General features: G+C 71.7%; 21 protein-coding genes. 15 read left to right on the plus strand and 6 right to left on the minus strand.

Annotation, left to right across the window (positions count from 1 at the left end):
- Nucleotides 1-30: 30 nt before the first annotated feature.
- The gene (locus OG746_RS22745; RefSeq protein ID WP_266717322.1) at nt 31-1,512 is read right to left on the minus strand and encodes an APC family permease; all 1,482 of its coding nucleotides are present in this window, start codon (nt 1,510-1,512) and stop codon (nt 31-33) included.
- A gap of 149 nt (nt 1,513-1,661) precedes the next feature.
- Between OG746_RS22745 and OG746_RS22750 the strand changes: the two genes are divergently transcribed.
- Complete coding sequence (locus OG746_RS22750; protein WP_266717324.1) at nt 1,662-2,357, plus strand: TetR/AcrR family transcriptional regulator; 696 nt, start codon at nt 1,662-1,664, stop codon at nt 2,355-2,357.
- A gap of 317 nt (nt 2,358-2,674) precedes the next feature.
- Here the strand turns inward: OG746_RS22750 and OG746_RS22755 are convergent, their stop codons facing one another.
- A complete protein-coding gene (locus OG746_RS22755) occupies nt 2,675-3,358 on the minus strand; it encodes a FadR/GntR family transcriptional regulator (RefSeq protein ID WP_266717326.1) in 684 nt (227 codons plus the stop codon).
- 207 nt (nt 3,359-3,565) lie between these two features.
- On the opposite strand from OG746_RS22755, the gene OG746_RS22760 reads away from it, so the two are divergent.
- The 8 genes from OG746_RS22760 to OG746_RS22795 are packed head-to-tail and all read left to right on the plus strand — an operon-like array spanning nt 3,566 to nt 11,665.
- Entirely contained in the window at nt 3,566-4,702 is a 1,137-nt protein-coding gene (locus tag OG746_RS22760; RefSeq protein WP_266717328.1) for a sugar ABC transporter substrate-binding protein, read from the plus strand.
- Nucleotides 4,699-6,228 (plus strand): sugar ABC transporter ATP-binding protein, encoded by a 1,530-nt coding sequence (locus OG746_RS22765; protein WP_266717330.1) that lies wholly within the window; start codon nt 4,699-4,701, stop codon nt 6,226-6,228. Before OG746_RS22760 ends, OG746_RS22765 begins: the two co-directional genes overlap by 4 nt.
- Nucleotides 6,229-6,277: 49 nt before the next feature.
- On the plus strand, nt 6,278-7,282 hold the full coding sequence (locus OG746_RS22770) for an ABC transporter permease (RefSeq protein WP_266717332.1): 1,005 nt from the start codon (nt 6,278-6,280) through the stop codon (nt 7,280-7,282).
- Nucleotides 7,283-7,325: 43 nt separating this feature from the next.
- Complete coding sequence (locus OG746_RS22775; RefSeq protein WP_266717334.1) at nt 7,326-8,705, plus strand: L-fuconate dehydratase; 1,380 nt, start codon at nt 7,326-7,328, stop codon at nt 8,703-8,705.
- A complete protein-coding gene (locus OG746_RS22780; protein ID WP_266717336.1) occupies nt 8,702-9,481 on the plus strand; it encodes an SDR family NAD(P)-dependent oxidoreductase in 780 nt (259 codons plus the stop codon). Before OG746_RS22775 ends, OG746_RS22780 begins: the two co-directional genes overlap by 4 nt.
- A gap of 5 nt (nt 9,482-9,486) precedes the next feature.
- On the plus strand, nt 9,487-10,494 hold the full coding sequence (locus tag OG746_RS22785; RefSeq protein ID WP_266717338.1) for an aldo/keto reductase: 1,008 nt from the start codon (nt 9,487-9,489) through the stop codon (nt 10,492-10,494).
- The gene (locus OG746_RS22790) at nt 10,491-10,805 is read left to right on the plus strand and encodes an L-rhamnose mutarotase (RefSeq protein ID WP_266717340.1); all 315 of its coding nucleotides are present in this window, start codon (nt 10,491-10,493) and stop codon (nt 10,803-10,805) included. Before OG746_RS22785 ends, OG746_RS22790 begins: the two co-directional genes overlap by 4 nt.
- Nucleotides 10,790-11,665 carry an amidohydrolase family protein gene (locus OG746_RS22795; RefSeq protein ID WP_266717342.1) on the plus strand — a complete coding sequence of 292 codons (876 nt, stop codon included), beginning with the start codon at nt 10,790-10,792 and terminating at the stop codon, nt 11,663-11,665. The genes OG746_RS22790 and OG746_RS22795 overlap by 16 nt, the downstream gene beginning before the upstream one ends.
- On the opposite strand, the gene OG746_RS22800 is transcribed toward OG746_RS22795, so the two are convergent.
- Complete coding sequence (locus tag OG746_RS22800; protein WP_266717344.1) at nt 11,626-13,035, minus strand: lipase maturation factor family protein; 1,410 nt, start codon at nt 13,033-13,035, stop codon at nt 11,626-11,628. The genes OG746_RS22795 and OG746_RS22800 overlap by 40 nt on opposite strands.
- Nucleotides 13,036-13,110: 75 nt before the next feature.
- Between OG746_RS22800 and OG746_RS22805 the strand changes: the two genes are divergently transcribed.
- The gene (locus OG746_RS22805; RefSeq protein WP_266717346.1) at nt 13,111-15,213 is read left to right on the plus strand and encodes a SpoIIE family protein phosphatase; all 2,103 of its coding nucleotides are present in this window, start codon (nt 13,111-13,113) and stop codon (nt 15,211-15,213) included.
- Between the two features lie 13 nt (nt 15,214-15,226).
- Complete coding sequence (locus OG746_RS22810; protein WP_266717348.1) at nt 15,227-16,090, plus strand: Fpg/Nei family DNA glycosylase; 864 nt, start codon at nt 15,227-15,229, stop codon at nt 16,088-16,090.
- Nucleotides 16,091-16,094: 4 nt separating this feature from the next.
- On the opposite strand, the gene OG746_RS22815 is transcribed toward OG746_RS22810, so the two are convergent.
- The gene (locus tag OG746_RS22815) at nt 16,095-16,748 is read right to left on the minus strand and encodes a zf-HC2 domain-containing protein (RefSeq protein WP_266717350.1); all 654 of its coding nucleotides are present in this window, start codon (nt 16,746-16,748) and stop codon (nt 16,095-16,097) included.
- A 79-nt stretch (nt 16,749-16,827) separates the two neighbouring features.
- Between OG746_RS22815 and OG746_RS22820 the strand changes: the two genes are divergently transcribed.
- From OG746_RS22820 to OG746_RS22835, 4 genes are all read left to right on the plus strand, one after another.
- Nucleotides 16,828-17,571 (plus strand): LytR/AlgR family response regulator transcription factor, encoded by a 744-nt coding sequence (locus OG746_RS22820; protein ID WP_266717352.1) that lies wholly within the window; start codon nt 16,828-16,830, stop codon nt 17,569-17,571.
- A gap of 221 nt (nt 17,572-17,792) precedes the next feature.
- The gene (locus OG746_RS22825) at nt 17,793-18,143 is read left to right on the plus strand and encodes a DUF485 domain-containing protein (protein ID WP_266719126.1); all 351 of its coding nucleotides are present in this window, start codon (nt 17,793-17,795) and stop codon (nt 18,141-18,143) included.
- Complete coding sequence (locus OG746_RS22830; RefSeq protein WP_266717354.1) at nt 18,140-19,717, plus strand: sodium/solute symporter; 1,578 nt, start codon at nt 18,140-18,142, stop codon at nt 19,715-19,717. The genes OG746_RS22825 and OG746_RS22830 overlap by 4 nt, the downstream gene beginning before the upstream one ends.
- Complete coding sequence (locus tag OG746_RS22835; RefSeq protein WP_266717356.1) at nt 19,714-20,907, plus strand: sensor histidine kinase; 1,194 nt, start codon at nt 19,714-19,716, stop codon at nt 20,905-20,907. Before OG746_RS22830 ends, OG746_RS22835 begins: the two co-directional genes overlap by 4 nt.
- Before the next feature lie 20 nt (nt 20,908-20,927).
- On the opposite strand, the gene OG746_RS22840 is transcribed toward OG746_RS22835, so the two are convergent.
- The gene (locus tag OG746_RS22840; RefSeq protein WP_404073213.1) at nt 20,928-21,449 is read right to left on the minus strand and encodes a hypothetical protein; all 522 of its coding nucleotides are present in this window, start codon (nt 21,447-21,449) and stop codon (nt 20,928-20,930) included.
- Nucleotides 21,450-21,595: 146 nt separating this feature from the next.
- Nucleotides 21,596-22,132 (minus strand): sigma-70 family RNA polymerase sigma factor, encoded by a 537-nt coding sequence (locus OG746_RS22845; RefSeq protein WP_266717358.1) that lies wholly within the window; start codon nt 22,130-22,132, stop codon nt 21,596-21,598.
- Nucleotides 22,133-22,217 lie beyond the last annotated feature (85 nt).

The following is a 22,217-nucleotide window of genomic DNA, read 5'->3' on the forward strand; positions in this document are numbered from 1 at the left end:
AGTACATGTGCGGGTGTTACGAGAGGGCGGTCAGTTGGCCGTCGGCCCGGCCAGTTCGACGGCGTCGGCGTCCGTGCCGCGCCCGGTCCTGAAGTACGGGGAGCGGCGCCCGTACTTGGCGACGGCGGCCATCACGACACCGGACACGACGATCACCGCGGGCACCGCCAGCATGAACCAGCCGTTGTCCGGCGACAGTTCGAAGTGGTCGCTCATCGTCGCGTACGAGTACGCCAGGTACGCCCCGATGCCGAGCAGCGCGAGTGCGCTGAGCCCCGGCACGAGGACCGCGCGCACCGCCTCGCGGGGCGCTGTGCGCAGCAGTGAGCGGAAACGGACCGAGCAGGCGAGGGCCGTGAGGCCGTAGTAGAGGGCGACGGTGAGCCCGATGGAGTTCACGGCGGCGAGGATCATCTCGTTCAACTTCGGTATCGCCAGGGCGAGCAGGGCCACGGCCGCCGCGATCGACATCACGACGACGGTGCCCGCGGCCGGCGAACCGTAGCGGGGGCTCACCCGCGTCCACACCTGGCCCATCGTGCGGTCCCGGCCCATCGCGAGCAGCCCGCGCGCCGTCGGGATCACGCTGGCCTGGAGGGAGGCCACCGCCGAGAACAGCAGCGCGAGCAGCGGCAGGCTGGCCACCGGCTCGTCGGCGAGCTTCGCGCCGAGGTAGGTGAGGGCCTGCGGGCCCTGCTCGACCAGTTCGGGCAGCGACATCTCGCGCTGGAAGGCCACGGAACCGTAGAGGAACAGTCCGAGCATCGCGAACAGGGCGATCAACCCGCCGCGCCCCGCGTCCCGCACGTCCTTCGTCTCCTCGGTCACCGTGAACGCCGCGTCCCAGCCCCAGAAGAAGAACACCGCGAGGACCAGGCCCTGCGCGAAGGCCGTGCCGCCGTGGATGTCGAACGGGTTGAACCACGACCACTGGAAGGCGTGCGAGCCGGTGACCAGGGACCAGCCGCAGAACCCGAGCAGCACCACGTACTCGAAGACGAGCAGCCACGCCTGGAGGCGGGTCGCCTTGCGGACGCCGGTGACCGCGGTGACGGTGACGGCGGTGAGTACGAGCAGGCCGACGACGGTCGAAAGTGCCGTCGAGTTCGGGTCGAGGTCAATCCCCAACACCGTATGCAGATGTGCCTTGTTGGCGAACTGGAGGAAGACCGAGCCCGTCACCGCGCTCGTGTACGCCATGAAGATCAGTGTGCCGACGAGCGTGACCCAGCCCGTGAGGAAGCCGAGCCAGGGGCCGAGCGAACGGCCCACCCATACATAGCCGCTGCCCATGTTCGGCTCCTGGCGGTTCAGCCGCGCGTAGGCCACCGCGATTCCCAGGATCGGCACGAACGCGACGAGCAGGACCGCGGGCGCGTGCAGCCCGACCGTCGCGGCGAGGGACCCCATCCCGATGCCGATGCTGGTGGTCGCGGCGGTGCTGGACGCGGCGATGGCGATGCCGTCGACGAGGCCGAGGGAGCGGCGCAGGCCCGGTGGTTCGCTTCTCATGATCGATCTCCTGACGGCAGGGGAGGCAGGGAGGACAGGGGAGTGGGAGGTGTGCGAGGGGCGGCGACCGCGATCAAATCGGCCTTGTCAGCTTGCGTCAATGGTGTTGTCATAAGCGGGACGCGTCGGGCGAAGGAGGGGAGAGGGCCGTGCCGGAAGGGCGGATCCCGGTGGAGCGGCGGCGCCGCAAGCCGACCAGATCGGGGGTGCTGCTGTCCGAGGACGTGATCGTCGAATGCGCGCTGCGCCTGGTCGGGCAGCACGGCGGCGATGCGCTGAGCGTGCGCAGGATCGGCGCGGCCCTGGGCTGCGACCCGAGCGCGCTGTACCGCTACTTCCACAGCACGGACGACCTGCTGCTCGCCGTCTCCGACCGGCTCATCGGCGAGGCCATGGACGGTTTCCACCCCGAGCGGATGGCCTGGCGCGACGGGCTGCGCGAGTTCGGCCTGCGCATCCACCGCGGGTACCGCGCGCACCCGCGGGTGGCGGCGCTCGCGGCGTACCGGGTGACGCGGCGTCCGCACGAGTTCCGGGCCGTCGACGCGGGGATCGGGCTGCTCAAGCGGGCCGGCTTCGGGGACGAGGACGCGGTGCGGCACTACTCCGCCTTCGTCGACACCGTCCTCGGCCACGCGGCCCTCGACGCCGCGTATCTGGCGCTGCCCGCGGAGCGGCGGGAGGCGGACGACCGGGCGTGGACGGGGGAGTACGCGAACCTTTCGGCCGAGACGCATCCCCAACTCGGCGCTGCGCGCGATCACTTGCCGCTGATGGCGGGGAGTTCCTTCGAGGTGGCGTTGGAGTTGCTGCTGACGGCGTTGGAGGTCGCGGCCTCGGAGTGAGCGCGCGCGAAGGCCCCACACTCGCGGTGGGCGTGGGGCCTTCGGTTCCGGGCTTCAGGCGGGCCTGATCAGAGGCGGGCCTGATCAGAGATGCTTGCCGAAGAAGTCGACCAGCTTGGCGGCGGCCGGACCGACCGCCTCCTCCCTGGCGTCCGGGTCGACCGTCTCAAGTCCTGTCGGCAAACCTGGCCCGGTCGGCGACTGAGTCTCGTCATTTCAAGCCCCGCAGGGGGCACCTCCCAGCGTTGGCTGGGGGAGATTGAGGCGCGGGGTCCGGGGCAGAGCCCCGCGGCGTCAACCCCGCCCGACCGGGGGCGTCAGCCCAACTGCCCCCGCAACCACTCCTCCACCTCACCCACATGCGCCGCGGCAGCGGCCCTCGCCGCTTCCGGATCCCGCGCCGTCAGCGCCCGCAGAATCCGCGCATGCTCGCGACGGGTCCGCTCGAAGGCACCCTCCTGCTCATAGCCGCGCCACACCCGCGCCCGGAAGGTCCGGGAGGACAGACCCTCCAGGATCGCCGCCATCGTGTCGTTGCCCGCGGCCGCGGCGATCGTCCGGTGGAACGCCAGGTCGTGGGACAGGATCTCCTCCGGGTCGTCCGTCGCCTCCATCGCCGCCAAGTGGTCCTCGACCTCGGCGAGTTGCGCACGGGTGATCCGCGCCGCGGCGAGCGCCGTGGCCGTCGACTCCAGGATGCGGCGCACCTCGAGCAGCTCCACGAGCCGGGGCCCGCGCGACAGATCGGCGACGACCCCGAACGTCTCCAGCAGGTCACCGGCCTCCAACTGCGTGACGTAGATGCCGGATCCGTGCCGCGCCTCCAGGGCGCCGAGCACCGTGAGCGCCCGGATCGCCTCCCGCATGGAGCTGCGCGAGATGCCGAGCTGCACGGCCAGATCCCGCTCGGTGGGCAGCCGTTGGCCCGGTTGGAGCTCGCCGCTGCCGATCATCGCCTTGAGCTGGTCGATGGCCCGCTGGGTGACGGTGGCCTTCTGCATGCCGCGCAGTGTAACCAGCCAGGTGGTCGGACCACTACCGAGGAAGTCGGACCTCTTCGCAGCCCCAGAGGGCGTAAATACCGAGAAAACTTGCCTACGAAGGGTGTTGGGGCCCCGAAGTGGTCTGATAAATATCTCGGCGCGGGCCGGAACCGGAGGGGCGGGGACCGACCGCGCCCATGACTTCAGGAGCCGAGGAGCAGTCCGATGACTGGCACCACGATGGACTCGAAGGGAACGACCAGGGGGAACAGCGCGGCGCGCGCTCGCAGTTCGCGCGCCCGCAGTTCCAGAAGGCGGGGGCTGGGCGCGGTGGCCCTGCTCGGCTGCGCCGCCCTCGCCCTCGCCGCCTGCGGCAGCACCAAGGACACCGCGGCCGGTGCGGGCGGTGGCGGCGGAGCCGGCGACGGCAAGGGCAAGGTGGGTGTCATCCTGCCGCTGCTGACCTCGCCGTTCTGGCAGTCGTACAACGACTACGTGCCGAAGATGGCGAAGTCCGAGGGCGTGGACGCGCTGAAGACCGTCAACTCCAACAGTGACCCGTCGCAGCAGATCACCGACATCAACAACCAGCTCAACCAGGGCGTGAAGGGCCTCGTGGTCGCGCCGCTCGACAGCGCCGCCATCGGCGCGGGGCTCGACCAGGCCGAGCGCAAGGGCGTGCCGGTCGTCGCCGTGGACGTCGCGCCCGACAAGGGCAAGGTCGCCATGGTCGTACGGGCCAACAACGTCGCGTACGGCAAGAAGGCCTGCGAGTACCTCGGCGACCACGTGAAGTCCGGCAAGGTCGTCCAGATCATGGGCGATCTCGCGTCGGTGAACGGACGCGAGCGGTCCAAGGCCTTCCGGGACTGCGTGAAGGACAAATACCCGAAGCTCAAGGTCCTGGAGATCCCGGCGAAGTGGGAGTCGGACACCGCCGCGTCCAAGCTCGACACCCTCCTCAACGCCAACCCCGACATCAAGGGGATCTACATGCAGGCGGGCGGGGTCTATCTCGCGCCGACGCTGCAGACCCTCAAGTCCAAGGGGATGCTGGAGAAGGCGGGTTCGGCCAAGCACATCACGATCGTGTCGAACGACGGCATCCCGCAGGAGTTCGCCGCCATCCGCAAGGGCCAGATCGACGCGACGGTCTCGCAGCCCGCCGACACGTACGCCAAGTACGGCATGTACTACATCAAGGCGGCGATGCAGGGGAAGAAGTTCAAGCCCGGGGCCACCGACCACGGCTCGAAGATCGTGAAGCTGCCCAGCGGCACCCTTGAGGACCAACTGCCCGCCCCGCTGGTCACCAAGAAGAACGTCGACGACTCCGAGCTGTGGGGAAACACGGTCAAGTGACCGCCGCCACCCCGCCCTTGGTCGAGGCCCGCGGCATCGTCAAACGCTACGGGCCCACGGTCGCCCTCGCCGACGGCCGGCTCACCGTGCGCGCGGGCGAGTCCCACGCGCTCGTCGGGCGCAACGGCGCGGGCAAGTCCACGCTCGTCCAGGTCCTCACCGGGCTGCAGGCCGCCGACGCGGGCACGCTCACCTTCGACGGGGAGTCCGCGCCGCCGCTCGGCGACCGGGAGGCGTGGCGCGCCAAGGTCGCCTGCGTCTACCAAAAGCCCACGGTCATCCCCGAGTTGACCGTCGCGGAGAACCTGTTCCTGAACCGGCAGCCGGGCGCCCGGCGCGGCTTCTTCAGCTGGAAGAAGCTCGACGCCGAGGCCCGGGAGCTGCTCGACACGTGGGGCGTGCGCGTCGATCCCGGCGCGCGCACCGCCGACCTCAAGGTCGAGGACCGGCAAATGGTCGAGATCGCGCGGGCGTTGAGCGGCGGTGCCCGCTTCATCGTGCTCGACGAGCCGACCGCGCAGCTCGACAACCGCGAGATCGAGCGGCTCTTCGCCCGCATGCGGGCGCTCCAGGAATCGGGCGTCACCTTCCTGTTCATCTCGCACCACCTCCAGGAGGTGTACGAGGTGTGCCAGACGGTCACCGTGCTGCGCGACGCCCGCTGGATCACCACCGCCCCGGTCGCCGAACTGCCGCGGCCCGCCCTCGTCGAGGCGATGGCGGGGGAGGCGGTCGCGGAACAGGCGGCGGCCGCGGCGGAGGCGGTCGTCGAGCAGGCGGCCGAGGAGGCGGTCGAGCCCGTCGTCCTGGAGGTGGTGGGGTTGACCTCGGACACGTACGAGGACGTGGATCTGACCGCGCGGCGCGGCGAGGTCGTCGGGCTCGCGGGCTCCAGCGGCAGCGGCAAGATCGCGCTGGCGGAGTCCCTCGCCGGACTGCACACGCCCACGTCGGGCATCGCCCGGCTCGACGGGCGCGTGCTGCCCTTCGGGGACGTGTCCGCCGCGCTCGCCGCGGGCGTGGGGTGTGTCCCGCGCGACCGGCACGACCAGGGGCTCGTCACCGGGATGTCCATCGGTGACAACTCCACGCTGTCGGTGCTCGGGCGGCTCGGCCGGCGCGGCTTCATCGGTACGGAGAGCCGCCGGCGGTTCGCCCGTGAGCTGATCCAGCGGCTCGACATCCATACGGAAGGGCCCGACCAGCCCGTGTCCGACCTGTCCGGTGGCAATGCGCAGAAGGTGGTGATGGCCCGTGCGCTCGCCTCTGACCCGCGGTTGCTCGTGCTGATCAATCCGACGGCCGGCGTCGACGTGAAGTCCAAGGAGTCGCTGCTGCGGCGGGTGGACAGCGCGCGGGACGACGGCACGGCGGTCCTCGTCGTGTCGGACGAGCTCGACGACCTGCGGCGGTGTGACCGGGTGCTTGTGCTGTTCCACGGGCGTGTTGTCGCGGAGCACGCGGCGGGGTGGGCGGACCACGAATTGATCGCGTCGATCGAGGGGGTTGCAAGTGACGTCAGGTAATCAAGCCCCGCCGGCCGTTGAGGCGCGGGGTCCGGGGCAGAGCCCCGAGGTGTCGGCGACAGGGCAGGCGAAACAGCGCGGGTCAGCCCGGAACGTCCTCATCCGCCGCGCCCGCGAACTCGCCCTCGTACCCGCCCTGTTGCTGCTCCTGATCCTCGGCGCGGTCCTCAACGACTCGTTCCTCACCGAGCAGAACATCATCTCCATCCTCGGCTCCTCCGCCGCCCTCGCGATGGTGGTGCTCGCCGAGTCGCTCGTGCTCATCAGCGGCAAGTTCGACCTGTCGCTGGAATCGGTCGTCGGCATCGCGCCGGCCTTCGGCGCCCTGCTCGTGCTGCCCGTCGCGCAGTCCGGGTTCGGGACCGAATTCCCCGTCGCCGTCTCGCTGTTGGCGGTGCTCGTGGCCGGAGCCTGCATCGGCGCCTTCAACGGTGTGCTCGTCGTCAAGCTGAAGCTCAACGCGTTCATCGTGACGCTCGCGATGCTGATCGTGCTGCGCGGACTGCTCGTCGGGGCGACCAAGGGCAAGACACTGTTCGGAATGCCCGACGCGTTCTTCGCGCTCGCCACCTCCACGTTCCTGCGGGTCCCGATGTCGGTGTGGTTCGCCGCGATCGCGTTCGGCGTCGCTGGGCTCATCCTCAAGTACCACCGCGTGGGCCGCGCCTTGTACGCGATCGGCGGCAACGCCGAGGCCGCGCGCGCCGCGGGCATCCGCGTCGAGCGCGTCATGCTCGGTGTCTTCGTGGTCGCGGGTGTCCTCGCCTCCGTCGGCGGCATCATGCAGACCGGATACGTGGGTGCCATCAGCGCCAACCAGGGCAACAACATGATCTTCACGGTGTTCGCCGCCGCGGTCATCGGAGGCATCAGCCTCGACGGCGGCAAGGGCACCATGTTCGGCGCCCTGACCGGCGTACTCCTGCTCGGTGTCGTACAGAACATGCTGACCCTCGCCCAGGTGCCGTCCTTCTGGATCCAGGCCATCTACGGCGGAATCATCCTGCTCGCCCTCATGGTCGCCCGTGTCACCACCGGCCGCGCCCAGGACTGACCCCGCAGTCGCAGTGCCTCCGCCCCCGCCCGAAAGGCAGCACGTGTCCTCCACCTCGCCCCGCGTCACCGCCGTCGACACGTACGACATCCGGTTCCCGACCTCCCGGGAGCTGGACGGCTCCGACGCCATGAACCCCGACCCCGACTACTCCGCCGCGTACGTCGTGCTGCGCACCGACGACCCCGACGGACACGAGGGGCACGGGTTCACCTTCACCATCGGGCGCGGCAACGACGTCCAGGTCGCCGCGATCCGCGCGCTGAGCCACCACGTCGTCGGCCGCCCGCTCGACGCGCTGTGCGCCGACCCCGGCAGCCTCAACCGCGACCTGATCGGCGACAGTCAACTGCGCTGGCTCGGGCCCGAGAAGGGCGTGATGCACATGGCGATCGGCGCCGTCGTCAACGCGGCCTGGGACCTCACCGCCAAGCGCGCCGCCAAACCGCTGTGGCGGCTGCTCGCCGAGGCGGACCCCGAGTGGCTGGTGTCTCAGGTCGACTTCCGCTACATCGCCGACGCCCTCACCCCCGAAGAGGCCCTGGAGCTCCTTCAGTTGGGGCGGCAGGGCGCCGCCGACCGCACCGCGCGCCTCGTCGAGCGCGGCTACCCCGGCTACACCACCTCTCCCGGCTGGCTCGGCTACAGCGACGAGAAGCTCACCCGCCTCGCCCGGCAGGCCGTCGCCGACGGCTTCACCCAGATCAAGCTGAAGGTCGGCGCCGACCTCGACGACGACATCCGCCGCTGCCGCACCGCCCGCGCGGTCGTCGGCCCGGACATCCGCATGGCCGTCGACGCCAACCAGCGGTGGAACGTCGGCGACGCCGTCCAATGGACCAACGCCCTCGCCGAGTTCGAGCCGTACTGGGTGGAGGAGCCGACCAGCCCGGACGACATCCTGGGCCACGCGGCGATCCGTCGGGGCGTCGCCCCGGTGAAGGTCGCCACGGGCGAACACGTGCAGAACCGCGTCGTCTTCAAGCAGCTTCTCCAGGCAGGCTCCATCGACATCCTGCAGATCGACGCCGCGCGCGTCGGCGGCGTCAACGAAAACCTGGCGATCCTCCTGCTCGCCGCGAAGTTCGGCGTCCCCGTGTGCCCGCACGCGGGCGGCGTGGGCCTGTGCGAGCTCGTCCAGCACCTGTCGATGTTCGACTTCGTCGCCCTGACGGGCACCACCGAGGACCGTGTCATCGAGTACGTCGACCATCTGCACGAGCACTTCGTCGACCCGGTCGTCGTCCGCCAGGGCCACTACGCCGCCCCGGCGGCCCCCGGGTTCTCCGCCACCATGCACGCCTCGTCCATCGCCGAATTCACCTACCCGGACGGCGAGTTCTGGGCGAAGGACCTCGCTACGCAAGCACCCGGATCCACCGAAGCTCCCGGATCCACCGACCCGAACGGAGCCGCCGCATGAGCGATGCCAGCGTCCAGAGCGTCCAGGACTTCGCGGGCCTGAAGGCCCTCGTCACGGGCGGCGCCTCCGGCATCGGCCGGGCCACCGCCGAGCTGCTCGCCGCGCGCGGCGCCGACGTCGCGGTGCTCGACCGCGACATCACCGACGTGGAGAAGCCGCTGCGCGGATACGCCGCCGATGTCACCGACGACGCCGCGGTGCGGGCCGCCGTGGCCGCGGCGGCCCGCGACCTCGGCGGGCTCGACGTACTCGTCAACAACGCGGGCATCGGCGCCCAGGGCACCGTCGCCGACAACGACGACGCCGAATGGCACCGGGTCCTCGACGTCAACGTCATCGGGATGGTCCGCGTCGCCCGGGCCGCGCTCCCCAAGCTGCGGGACTCCGAGCACGCGGCGATCGTCAACACCTGCTCCATCGCCGCCACGGCGGGGCTCCCGCAGCGGGCCCTGTACGCGGCGTCCAAGGGCGCGGTCCTCTCCCTCACGCTCGCCATGGCCGCCGACCACATACGCGAGGGCATCCGCGCCAACTGCGTCAACCCCGGCACCGCCGACACCCCCTGGGTCGGCCGACTCCTCGACAAGGCGGACGACCCGGCCGCCGAACGCGCCGCCCTCGAAGCCCGCCAGCCCACCGGGCGCCTGGTCTCCGCCGCCGAAGTCGCGGGCGCCATCGCCCACTTGGCGAGCCCCCTGTCCGGCGCGACGACCGGCACGTCCGTCGCCGTGGACGGCGGCATGCAGGGGCTGCGCCTTCGCCCCGTGGAACAGTGATCCGCATGCGCACCAGCACACTCGGCCGCGGCGAAGTCCCGGTCACCGCACTCGGCTTCGGCGGCGCGGGCATCGGCAACCTCTACACGCCCGTCCGCGACGAAGAGGCGTACCTCGCCCTGGACGCGGCCTGGGACGCGGGCCTGCGCTACTTCGACACGGCGCCGCACTACGGCCTCGGCCTGTCCGAGCGCCGGATCGGCGAGTTTCTGCGCACCCGGCCCACGGGTTCGTACACCTTGTCCACCAAGGTCGGCCGCCTGCTCGAACGGTCCGCGAACGGGGAGGCCGTGGGCGACGACAGTGCACACGGCTTCGCGGTGCCCGCCACCGCGCGCCGGGTGTGGGACTTCAGCGCTGCCGGGGTGCGCCGCTCCATCGAGGAGAGCCTCGGCCGCCTCGGGCTCGACCGCATCGACGTCGCCTACATCCACGACCCCGACGACCACGCGAAGGAGGCGTTCGGCGAGGCCTACCCGGAGCTGGAGCGGCTGCGCGGCGAAGGGCTCATCGGCGCCATCGGTGCGGGCATGAACCAGTCCGCGATGCTGTCCCGTTTCGTCCGCGAAACCGATGTCGACGTGGTGCTGTGCGCCGGCCGCTACTCGCTCCTCGACCAGCGCGCCCTGAAGCTGCTGCTGCCCACCGCCGCCGAACGCGGCGTCTCCGTCGTCGTCGGCGGCGTCTTCAACTCCGGACTGCTCGCCGACCCCAAGCAGGGCGGCACCTTCGACTACGCCCTGGCCTCGCCCCAGGTCCTCCGCCGCGCGAGGCGGTTCAAGGACCTCGCCGAGCGCCACGGCACGACCCTGCGCGCCGCCGCGCTCGCCTTCCCGTTCGGTCACCCGGGCGTCACGAGCGTGCTCGTCGGCACCCGCTCGGCCGCCGAAGTCGCCGACACGGCACAGCAGTTCACCACCCCGGTGCCCGCCGCGTTCTGGCAGGAGGCCCGCGACCGGCACCTCCTCCCGGCCGACGTGCCCGTACCTTCGGAACAGGAGCCGCACACGTGAGAGTCGCCCTGCACACCAAGGTCCGCGCCGACCTGATCGACGAGTACGAGGCCGCCCACCGGGAGGTGCCTGAGGAACTCGTCGCCGCGATCCGGGCGGCGGGCGCCCGGAAGTGGACGATCTGGCGCAGCGGCACCGACCTGTTCCACGTCATCGAGTGCGAGGACTACGCCCGCATGCTCGCCGAACTCGACAAGCTGCCGGTGAACATCGCCTGGCAGGCCCGCATGGACGAACTCCTCGACGTCGCCCACGACTACTCCGCCGAAGGCGCCGACGCCGGACTGCCCGTCGCATGGGAGCTGCCGTGACACCCGGAACAGTCGACGCGCACCACCACGTCTGGGACCTCTCCGTACGCGACCAGGACTGGATCACCGGACCCGAACTCGCGCCGATACGCCGCACGTTCACCCTCGACAACCTGGCCCCCGACCTGCGGGCGGCCGGTGTCGACGCCACCGTGCTCGTACAGACGGTCAGCGTCGCCGAGGAGACGCCCGAGTTCCTGGCGCTCGCCGAGCGCAGCGACCTCGTCGCGGGGGTCGTCGGCTGGACCGATCTGACCCGGCCCGACGTCGGCGACACCCTGGAGCGGCTGCGGGAGCTGCCGGGCGGGCGGCACCTGGTGGGCATCCGGCACCAGGTGCAGGGCGAGCCCGACCCCGAGTGGCTGCTCCGCTCCGAAGTGCGGCGCGGGCTAGCCGCCGTCGCGGACGCCGGGCTCGTCTACGACCTGCTGGTCCTGCCGCACCAGCTGCCGGCCTGCGTGAAGGCCGCCGCCGAACACCCCGAACTCACCTTTGTGCTCGACCACTTGGGCAAGCCGCCGATCGCATCGGGGGAGCTCGACCCCTGGCGGGGCGACGTGCGCGCGCTCGCCGCGCTCCCCAACACCGTCTGCAAGCTCTCCGGCATGGTCACCGAGGCCGACTGGGCGGGCTGGACCGTCGACGATCTGCGGCCGTACGCGGACACGGTCATCGACGCCTTCGGCCCCGCCCGCGTGATGTTCGGCTCCGACTGGCCGGTGTGCACGCTCGCGGCCACCTATCAACAAGTCGTCGACATATCACGGGAGTTGGTGGGCGGAGCGGACCCGCACATCTTCGGGGACACCGCCCGCCGCGTCTACCTCAGCCGGGTCGGCGGCAGGAACTCCCGTACGTAGGTCCGCTCCCACCACGCCCCCGTCTCCCGCAGCTCCCGCCACGACGTGAAGCGGTAGCGGTACACGCGCGCCCGGATGTGCACGGGCGGCGCGTCGGCGGGGAAGGGGGAGTGGCGCAGCAGTCGCAGCGTGTCCCGGTCGCCCTCCAGGAGTCGCTCGACCAGGCCCTGGAACCAGGATCTGGCGTACGCGGGCGACAGCGCGGCGAACCACATCATCCAGTCGAGCCGCAGATGGTACGGCGCGAACTGGCGCGGCAGCCGGCGCGGATCGCCCGGCTTCCCCTTGAACTCATAGGCCAGCCAGCCCGATTCGGGGCGCGGCACCTCCTCCGCCGTGCCCTCGATCACGATCTCCTGCCGGACCCGCCCGACCGAGCCGAACGCCCCGTACGTGTTGACCAGGTGCAGGGAGTCGTAGGAGCGGTTCATGGACTGGCGGCGCGAGAGCAGATTGCGCACCGGCCGGTAGCTGAGCGCCGCCACCCCCGCCGTGAGGGCGATGACCACGATCTCGTACCAGAGCGGCGCCTCGGGGAGCGCGGGCGGTGTGTGCAGCGCGGACAGGTCGAGCGCGGAGGCCGCCAGGGCGATCGCGAGCCAGTTCAGCCACGCGAAGTTGCCCGAGGCGACCAGCCACAGCTGAGTGACGATCATCAGGGCCGCCGCCCAGGTGGCGACCGGCTGCGGCGTGAAGAGGAGAAAGGGGACCGCCAGCTGGGTGACATGGTTGGCCGCGACCTCCACCCGGTGCAGCGGGCGCGGCAGGTGGTGGAAGAACCAGCTCAGCGGGTTCGGCATCGGCTGCGTCTCGTGGTGGAAGTCGAGGCAGGTCAGCTTCCGCCAGCACGCGTCGCCCCGAATCTTGATCAGTCCGGCCCCGAATTCCAGCCGGAACAGCACCCAGCGCAGCAGGAACAGCACCAGGACCGGCGGCGCCACCTCGTCGTTCCCCAGGAACACCGCCAGGAAGCCGACCTCCAGGAGCAGCGACTCCCAGCCGAAGCCGTACCAGGTCTGGCCCACGTTCACGATCGACAGATTCAGCGCCCACGGCACCAGCCACAGCAGCATCGCCGCCCACAGCGGCACTAGCCCGTCCACCCCCGCGAGCAGCCCGGCCGCCACCACCGCGCCGCCCCACGCGCACCCGGCGAAGAACCGGTCCGAGTAGTGCAGGCGGAACAGCGAGGGCGCGGCCCGCCACGGCACGCGCGCCACGAACCGGGGGATCGGCGTCAGCCCGCGCTCCCCGAGCAGCGCCCTGAACTGGAGCGCCGCCGCCACGAACGCGACGAGGTAGAGCGCCGCGAGGCCCCGCTGGAACACCAGGCGTGCGAGCCAGTAGTCCGTAGCGTCGAACCAGTCCATGCCACCAGTGTGTGCCCCGTTTCCCGCCAAGGTCACGACGTGCGGGCGAAGGGGGCTCGGCCTAGCGTGGGGCCCATGGGCGCGGGTAACGGGGGCGGCGAGGAGTCCGGGAACGCCCCAGGCGGGGAGGGCCCGGAGGACTCCCCACGCGGATTTCTGGAGGCCTACGGCCGGGGCCTGCGTATGGGCAGCTTCGACTGGGACCTCGACACCGGCCTCATGGCGATGGACGCCCAGGCCCACGAGGTCTTCGACCTGCGCCCCGAGGAGTACGACGGCAACCCGGAGACCCTGGCCCTGCGGGTGCCGGTCAGTGAGGGCGGGCGGCTCGACAGCCTCGTGGCGAGGGCCCTGAAGAGCGGCGAGGAGACCTACGGGACGTACTTCCGCATCCGCACCCGCACGGGCGAGATGCGCTGGACCCACACGCGCGGCTACATCCGACGCGACGAGCACGGCCGCCCGCGCCGCATCGTGGGCATCGTCCGCGACGCCACCGACGAGCTGAACGACGCCACCGTGCACGCCGAGCGTGAGGCCCGGCGAGCCCTCCGGAGCGGCGACACCGGCGTCGTGCAGAACACCACGGCCGCCCTCGCGCACGCCCGCACCGTCCAGGACGTCATCGACGTGCTGCGCGACACCCACGGCGTCGACCAACGCGGCTCGGCCAGCTTCGTCATGGGCCTCGTCAGGTCCGGGCGCATCCACCTCGTCGCCGAGGGGCCCCAGGGCACCTTCGTTCCGGGCATCCACACCACCCGCGTCGACGACCCGTATCCGATGAGCGAGGCCGTGCGCACCCTCCAGCCCCGCTTCATCGAGTCACCGCAGGAGTTCGCCGCCGACTACCCCGAGCTGTGGCCGCGGATCGCCCACATGGAGATCACCTCGGCCGCCTACCTGCCGCTCATCGCGCAGGCCAGGCCCATCGGCGTCGTCGGCCTGCTCTTCCACGACCGCCAGGGCTTCACGGACTCCGAGCGCAACGTCATGGTCGCGCTCGGCAGCAGCATCGCGCAGAGCCTCCAGCGCGCCATGTTCTACGAGCAGGAGAAGGACCTCGCCCAGGGCCTCCAGCAGGCCATGCTGCCGCGCACCATCCCGAACGTGCCGGGCGCCGACCTCGCCGTCCGCTACCGCGCGGCCTCGCTCGGCCGGGACATCGGCGGCGACTGGTACGACGTGATCCCGCTGCCCGGCGGCCGCGTCGGCGCGGTCATCGGCGACGTACAGGGACACGACACGCACGCCGCCGCCGTCATGGGCCAGCTGCGCATCGTGCTGCGCGCCTACGCAGCCGAGGGCCACACGCCCGCCACCGTCATGGCCCGCGCCTCCTCTTTCCTGCACGAACTCGACACCGACCGCTTCGCGACCTGCCTGTACGCGGAGGCCGACCTGTCGACCGGCGTCGTCCAGCTCGTCCGGGCCGGACACCTCGACCCGCTGCTGCGCCTGACCGGCGGAAACTGCCGCAGGCTCGCGGTGGAGGGCGGGCTCCCGCTCGGCCTGTCGGCCGAGTTCGGGCGGCTCGAATACCCGGTGACCACCGCCGAACTCGACCCCGGTGAGGCGCTGGTGATGTGCACCGACGGCCTCGTCGAACAGCCGGGCGCCGACCTCGACGACGGGCTCCAGACCCTCACCACGCTCATCGGCACGGGCCCCGACGACCTCGACCTGCTCGCGGACCGGCTCGTCGCGTCGTGCGAGGAACGCGACGTCGAGGACGACGTGGCGCTGCTGCTCCTGCGCCGCCGCGGCGCGGGCGCGGTGCAGAGCGGCAGCCGACTCACCGAACACGTGCCGCCCGGCGACCCGGAGGCGCTGAAGGCCGCCCGCCACATGATCCGGCACGCCGTCCGCGCCTGGGGAGCGAAGGAGAACGCCGACGAGATCGAACTCGTCGCCGACGAGATGATCACCAACGCCCTCATGCACACCGAAGGCCCCGCCATCGTCACCCTGCGCGTCCTCACCGGCGCCGACCGAAGACTCAGGGTCGACGTGGAGGACACCTCCAGCGCCCTGCCGCGCCGCCGCGAGGCGGGCGAGGACGGCGTATCGGGACGCGGCCTGTTCCTCGTCGACCAGCTCGCCGACGTGTGGGGCGTGGAGGCGCGCGGCGGGGGCAAGTGCGTCTGGTGCGAATTCGTGGTGCCCACGCGCGAGTGAGAGGCTGACGGACATGCCGGAGCTCCCCGAGGTCGAAGCGCTCAAGGACTTCCTCACCGAGCACCTGGTGGGACGCGATATCGTGCGCGTCCTGCCGGTCGCGGTGAGCGTCCTGAAGACGTACGACCCGCCGCCCACCGCCCTGGAGGGCCGCACCGTCACGGCCGTGGCGCGGCACGGCAAGTTCCTGGACGTGAGCACCGGGGACGGCCCCCACCTGGTCACGCATCTGGCCCGCGCGGGCTGGCTGCACTGGAAGGAGCGCCTCCCCGACGGGCCGCCGAAACCGGGCAAGGGACCGCTCGCGCTGCGCATCGCCCTGGAGACCGGCGAGGGCTTCGACCTCACCGAGGCCGGGACCACGAAGAAGCTCGCCGTGTACGTGGTCGGCGACCCCGGGGACGTCCCCGGCATCGCCCGCCTCGGACCCGACCCGCTCGCGGACGACTTCGACGAGGCGGCTTTTGCCGAACTGCTGAAAGGCGAGCGGCGCCAGATCAAGGGCGCCCTGCGCGACCAGTCGCTCATCGCGGGCATCGGCAACGCCTACAGCGACGAGATCCTGCACGCCGCCCGCATGTCCCCGTTCAAACCGACGTCCGGGCTGAGCGCAGAGGACGTGCACACGCTGTACGAGGCGATGCGCACGACGCTGACCGAAGCCGTCGAGCGCTCGCGCGGGGTCGCCGCCGGGAAGCTCAAGGCTGAGAAGAAGAGCGGGCTTCGCGTGCACGGGCGGGCCGGGGAGAAGTGCCCCGTGTGCGGGGACACGGTCCGCGAGGTCAGCTTCAGCGACAGCGCGCTCCAGTACTGCCCGACCTGCCAGACGCGCGGCAAGCCGCTCGCGGACCGGCGGATGTCACGACTGCTCAAATAGGGGCTCAGCGCATCGGGAGCGACAGCAGCGGCACCCCGTCGTCCGCCCGCACCTCGAACCGATCGAGGTCCGCGGGCCGCGCCGCCACCCCGCCGTCCAGCGCCACCTCGTCCCCGCGTACCGTCCACGTCCCCACCGTCTGCTCCGAACCGTCCCGGCCCACCGCGACCAGCTCGCACACCCGCGGCCCGCCCGAGTCCCGGACGTCCAGGCCCACTTGTGTTCCCCAGTCCCGGTCGTCCGCCGTCACGGTCGCCGCCACACCGGTCCCCGCGTCGTGGCCGCGCAGCGTCGCCGTGTGCCCGGGACCCGTACCGATCCCGGTGAGCAGCGCGACTCCCTGCCCCGTCGCCGCGAGCACCAGCACCGCCGCGACGGCCGCACCCCACAGCCGGCGCCGCGCCCTGCGGTGCAGCGCGCCGAGCCGATCCACGGCCCGGTCGAGGAACGTGGGCGCCGGGCGGGCGAACGCCTCCACACACGGCGGCGTCGCCCGCGCGTACACGGCCAACACACCGGTCGTGGGCGCCAGTTCACCGACCAGGGACGCGCACGTGGCGCACTCGGGCAGATGGTCCTCGAAGCGGAAGCGTTCCGCGGGGTCGAGAACCCCCAGCGCGTAGGCGCCTACGTCGCGATGCCGTTCCAGGGACCACATGCCTTCCTCCGTCTGTCGGTTACCGGTACGCAGGAGGCGGCTGATTCATTCAAGCGACCGCGCGATTACACTCCGCGGCATGTTGCGCGCACTGGCCGTCGACGACGAGGAACCCGCCCTCGCCGAACTCCTGTACCTCCTGCGGGCCGACCCGCGCGTACGCAGCGCCGAGGGCGCCACCGACGCCAACGAGGCGCTGCGCCGCATCGGCCGCGCCCTGGAGGAGGGGCCCGGCGGGGACGGGGCCATCGACGTCCTCTTCCTCGACATCCAGATGGCGGGCCTGACAGGACTCGACGTGGCGCGGCTGCTCGCGGGCTTCGCGCGGCCCCCGCTCGTCGTCTTCGTCACCGCTCACGAGGACTTCGCGGTGAAGGCCTTCGACCTGAAGGCCGTCGACTACGTCCTCAAGCCGGTGCGCCGCGAGCGCCTCGCCGAGGCCGTGAGCCGGGTCGCCGAACGCGTGGTCAGTGCCCCGCCCCCGGCCACCGTCGCCGACCGCATCCCCGTCGAACTCGGCGGCATCACCCGGCTCGTGGCCATCTCCGACATCATCTACGCCGAGGCGCAGGGCGACTACGCGCGCCTGCACACGGAGGACGGCGTCAGCCACCTGGTGCGGATACCGCTCAGCACCCTGGAGGAACGCTGGCAGGAACTCGGCTTCGTCCGCGTCCACCGCAGCCACCTCGTCGCCCTCCACCGCATCGACGAACTCCGCCTCGACGGCGGCGGAATGACGGTCCGGGTCGGCTCGGCGGAGATCGCGGTAAGCCGCAGACATGCGAGCCGGGTACGAGAACTGCTGATGCGCAGACCGTAGCCTCTTCCGGCGCGGGTCGAGCAATTCAAGCTTCGGCGCGGGCCGAGCAAATCTAGCTCCGGCGCCGGTCCAGCAAAATCAAGCCCCTGCGGCGATTGAGCAGCGGGGTCCGGGGCAGAGCCCCGCGACCGCACCCCCGTGGAACCGCGAGCCACCCCTTCCCCCAGCCCACCCCACCTGCCTAAACTCCGCCCGTGCCCGATCCCCCGCAACGCGAAACCGTGACCGGCGAACCCCGCCAACCCCCCGGCCCGGCAGGCCTCCGTACGCAATGGGAGATCGACGAACAGACCACCCTCGGCGCCGCCTACGTCCGCTCCCTCATGCGCAGCCAACTCCGCGCAGGAATCACCGCGTTCATGCTCCTCGCGGTCCCCGTCGCGGCCCTGCCGCTGTTCTTCGGCGCCCTGCGCAACGCACCCGTCCAATGGCTCGTCCTCGGCTTCGGCTGCTACCCCTTCCTCGTACTCATCGCCTGGTGGTACGTACGCCGCGCCGAGCGCAACGAGCGCGACTTCGCCGACCTCGTACGCGGCCGCCCGGCCGACGCGCACGACCACGGAGCGCCGTGAACGAGGCGTACGCGATCACGGCGGTGGCCGTCGTCGTCCTCGCCACCGTCCTCATCGGCGGCTTCGGCCTGCGCGTCTCCCGCACGACGTCCGACTTCTACGTGGCGTCCCGCACGGTAGGACCCCGGCTCAACGCGGCGGCCATAAGCGGCGAGTACCTCTCGGCCGCCTCCTTCCTCGGCATCGCCGGGCTGCTCCTCATCCACGGCCCGGACATGCTCTGGTACTCGGTCGGATACACGGCCGGCTATCTGGTGCTGCTCGTCTTCGTCGCGGCGCCGCTGCGCCGCTCGGGCGCGTACACGCTGCCCGACTTCGCCGAGGGCCGGCTCGAATCCCGCCAAGTGCGGCGCGTGGTCAGCCTGTTCGTGGTCGGGGCGGGCTGGCTGTACCTGGTGCCCCAGCTCCAGGGCGCGGGCCTCACGTTGCAGATCCTCACGGGAGCGCCCCGCTGGTTCGGGGCGACGCTCGTCGCCGCGGTCGTGGTGCTCGCGGTCGCGGCGGGCGGCATGCGCTCGATCACCTTCGTCCAGGCCTTCCAGTACTGGCTCAAGCTCACGGCCCTCCTGGTGCCCGCCTTCTTTCTCCTGCTGGCCTGGCACGGCCAGGGCGCCCCGCCACCGGAGGCCGCGACCCTCGCCCCGCCGTCCGCCGGGGTCGGCGCGGGCCAGCCGCTCGCCACCAGCCGCGCCGACCATCCGCTCTACGCCACGTACGGCCTGATCGTGGCCACGTTCCTGGGCACGATGGGCCTGCCGCACGTCGTCGTCCGCTTCTACACCAGCCCCAACGGCCGCGCGGCCCGCCGCACCACCGTCGTGGTCCTCGCCCTGATCGGCCTCTTCTATCTGCTGCCGCCTGTGTACGGCTGGCTGGGCCGCCTGTACGCGCCCGAACTCACCGCCACCCAGGACGCCGACGCCACGGTGCTGCTGCTGCCGGGGCGGGTCTTCGACGGGGTGGCGGGCGACCTCCTCGGCGCGCTGGTGGCGGGCGGCGCGTTCGCGGCGTTCCTGTCCACCGCGTCGGGGCTGACGATGGCGGTCGCCGGGGTCGTCAGCCAGGACGTGCTGCAGGCGCGCGGCGTACGGCACTTCCGGCTCGCCGTGCTGCTCGCGATCGCCATGCCGCTCGGCGGGGCGCTCCTGGTGGACGGAGTGCCGGTCGCGGACGCGGTCGGCATGGCGTTCGCGGTGTCGGCGTCCTCGTTCTGCCCGCTGCTCATCCTGGGCATCTGGTGGCGCCGTCTCACCCCGCCGGGCGCCCTCGCGGGCCTGTTCCTCGGCGGCGGCTCCGCCCTGGTCGCGGTGACGCTGACGGTGGCAGGACCTGTCACGTCCGGCTGGCTGCACACGCTGCTCGCCTGGCCGGCCGTGTGGTCGGTGCCGGTCGGCTTCCTGGCGATGATCCTGGTGTCCCTGGCCACGCGGGACGCGATCCCGCCGCACACGACGGCGACGATGACGCGGCTGCACCTCTCGGAGTCGCTGGGGGCGTCAGGACGCGGTCTCGACGCGCTGGGCGGCCAGCCGCCCCGGGCGCGTGCGGGGGAGACGGGAGGCGATCCCGAGTGAGCGGCACCGTCACCGCGGTCCTCATCGCCCTGTGCCCCCTCCTGCTCGGCGCCGGATTCCTGCTCGGGCGGCGCACCGCGCACCCCGACGGACGCAGCGACGTCGGCACGCCCGTGGAGCGCGCCACCTTCGAGACCCTGCACACCGCCTCGCTCGCCGCCCCGGCGCTGCGCGCGGGCCTCACCGAGGACACCGCCCGCAAGTCCGCGCGCCGCCTGCGCACGCTGCTCGGCACCGACGCCCTCGCCGTCACCAACCGCTCCACCGTCCTCGCCTGGGACGGTGCGGCCGAACACGCCCACGCCGCCCAGGTGATGGAGCGGGTGGGCCCGGTGCTGGCCGGTGGCCGCAGCGCCGCGTTCGGCTGCGGCTGCCCGAACGACGACTGCCCGCTGCGGTGGGCGGTGGCGGCGCCCGTGGTCGCGGACGGCCGGGTGCTCGGGGCGGTCGTCGCCTACGCGGCCCGCGAGTCCGCGGTGCTCGCCCGCGCCACCGACGAGGTCGCCCGCTGGGTGTCGGTCCAGCTCGAACTCGCCGAACTGGACCGCTCCCGCACCCGTCTCATCGAGGCGGAGATCAAGGCGCTGCGCGCGCAGATCTCCCCGCACTTCATCTTCAACTCCCTCGCGGCGATCGCCTCGTTCGTCCGTACGGACCCCGAGCGGGCCCGCGAACTCCTCCTGGAATTCGCCGACTTCACCCGCTACTCGTTCCGCCGCCACGGCGACTTCACCACGCTCGCCGACGAACTCCACTCCATCGACCAGTACTTGGCGCTGGTACGCGCCCGCTTCGGCGACCGGCTCTCCGTCACCCTGCAGATCGCCCCGGAGGTCCTCCCGGTCACTCTGCCGTTCCTCTGTCTGCAGCCGCTCGTCGAGAACGCGGTCAAGCACGGCCTGGAGGGCGCCGTCACCCGCAGCCGTATCTCGATCGGCGCCACCGACGCGGGAGCCGAGGCCGAGGTCGTCATCGAGGACGACGGCGTCGGCATGAACCCCGGCGAACTCCGGGCGATCCTGCGCGGCGAGGGCGGCCAGGGGCACGGCATCGGCCTGTCGAACGTCGACGAACGCCTGCGCCAGGTCTTCGGCGACGCGTACGGCCTGGTGATCGAGACCGCGGAGGGTGCGGGCATGAAGATCACGATCCGCATCCCGAAGTACCGGGCGGGCGTGTACGCGCCGTAGACCTCTTACGAGCGCGAGGTCTAGAACAGCGAGATCGCCAAGTGGCCGAGCGGTAACCCGAGTTGCCACGCCGGAGTCCACACCTGCGGCCCGTCCTCCTCGTCCGGCACGGGCACCGCGTCCAGGTCGGGGGCGAGCAGCTCGGTCTCCTCCAGCCATCTCCACGCCGCCTCGGCGAGCAGCAGGTCGGGCGAGGGCCGCCGCGCGAGCGCGTCCTGGTCGAGCCGCTCCGTGAAGCGGTCCCGCACCCACGACTGCCACGGCTGGTCGTACGCCGTGAGCGACAGCCAGTTCTCCAGCTGGGACACGACGCGGATCCCGGACAGTTCGTCGCCCGCGTCGGACAGGAAGATCGTCAGCGCGAGCGCGTCCCGCCCCGCCTTGAACTCGAAGGACGTGGGGGGCATCAGGTCGCCCGTCCGCAACAACTCGTCCGCGATGTACTCCGCGTACAACCACGCCATGGGGACGACGAGTCCGCCGCCCGGTCCACCCTCGGCGCCGGACATGCCGTCCGTGCCCTCATCGCTCCCGTACCGCATCGCCTTCCTGCCTTCCTCCGGTCCGCGTGCTGCTCCGGCCCCCGGACCACCCGTCTCAACTCACCGGGGAGGACAGCGGATTACTCAATCGAGGAAAGGGGGTGCGGAGCAAGGCGCTTTACCGATGCTTGACCCGGCCCTCGGTTTCATCGCAGGTCGGATGCATAACCCGGAAGAACGCGCCGCAACGCCCGCAACGCGTAATACGCACGGGACTTCACGGTACCGGTGGGGATGCCGAGTGCGCGTGCGGCTTCCGCCACACTGGCGCCCTTGAAGTAGACCTCGAGCAGCACGGCACGGTGTTCGGGGGAGAGGGTCGCCACGGCCTCCCGCACGTCGAGCGCGGCCGCAGAACGCTCCGCGTGGTCCGCGCACACGCGGGCGTTCTCCAGGACGGCGTCGCCCACCTCGGCGGGCCGCGAGAGCCGGGCCCTGCGGGCGTCGATGGCGAGCCGCCGCCCGACCGTGAACAGCCAGGGCCGCACCGACTCGTAGCGCGGGTCGAGGGCCTCCGGATGCTGCCAGGCGCGTACGTACGTCTCCTGGACCAGGTCCTCCGCGCGCTGGGCGTCACCGTCGCACAGGCGCAGCAGGAACGAGAACAGCGGGCCGCCGTGCTCCCGCTGGACCTGGGCGAGGTCCTCCTCCGTCGTCGTGGGTGTCGTGAGCGCCGTCGTCATGGGCGTATGGCAACGCAGCACGCCCCGCGCGCCCAGGGGACGCGCGGGGATGTGCGGCGGGCGGGGCGAAGCCCTCGACGAGCGG

The sequence above is a fragment of the Streptomyces sp. NBC_01016 genome (genome assembly GCF_026341035.1).
Classification (GTDB): domain Bacteria; phylum Actinomycetota; class Actinomycetes; order Streptomycetales; family Streptomycetaceae; genus Streptomyces.

Excerpts from the sequence above, each read along its gene's own strand:
- OG746_RS22785 (WP_266717338.1), top strand. The coding sequence starts at position 9,487 with ATGCGCACCAGCACACTCGGCCGCGGCGAAGTCCCGGTCACCGCACTC.
- OG746_RS22805 (WP_266717346.1), top strand. The coding sequence starts at position 13,111 with ATGGGCGCGGGTAACGGGGGCGGCGAGGAGTCCGGGAACGCCCCAGGC.
- OG746_RS22840 (WP_404073213.1), bottom strand. The coding sequence starts at position 21,449 with ATGCGGTACGGGAGCGATGAGGGCACGGACGGCATGTCCGGCGCCGAG.
- OG746_RS22810 (WP_266717348.1), top strand. The coding sequence starts at position 15,227 with ATGCCGGAGCTCCCCGAGGTCGAAGCGCTCAAGGACTTCCTCACCGAG.
- OG746_RS22745 (WP_266717322.1), bottom strand. The coding sequence starts at position 1,512 with ATGAGAAGCGAACCACCGGGCCTGCGCCGCTCCCTCGGCCTCGTCGAC.
- OG746_RS22800 (WP_266717344.1), bottom strand. The coding sequence starts at position 13,035 with ATGGACTGGTTCGACGCTACGGACTACTGGCTCGCACGCCTGGTGTTC.
- OG746_RS22820 (WP_266717352.1), top strand. The coding sequence starts at position 16,828 with ATGTTGCGCGCACTGGCCGTCGACGACGAGGAACCCGCCCTCGCCGAA.
- OG746_RS22760 (WP_266717328.1), top strand. The coding sequence starts at position 3,566 with ATGACTGGCACCACGATGGACTCGAAGGGAACGACCAGGGGGAACAGC.
- OG746_RS22845 (WP_266717358.1), bottom strand. The coding sequence starts at position 22,132 with ATGACGACGGCGCTCACGACACCCACGACGACGGAGGAGGACCTCGCC.
- OG746_RS22755 (WP_266717326.1), bottom strand. The coding sequence starts at position 3,358 with ATGCAGAAGGCCACCGTCACCCAGCGGGCCATCGACCAGCTCAAGGCG.
- OG746_RS22815 (WP_266717350.1), bottom strand. The coding sequence starts at position 16,748 with ATGTGGTCCCTGGAACGGCATCGCGACGTAGGCGCCTACGCGCTGGGG.
- OG746_RS22795 (WP_266717342.1), top strand. The coding sequence starts at position 10,790 with ATGGGAGCTGCCGTGACACCCGGAACAGTCGACGCGCACCACCACGTC.
- OG746_RS22780 (WP_266717336.1), top strand. The coding sequence starts at position 8,702 with ATGAGCGATGCCAGCGTCCAGAGCGTCCAGGACTTCGCGGGCCTGAAG.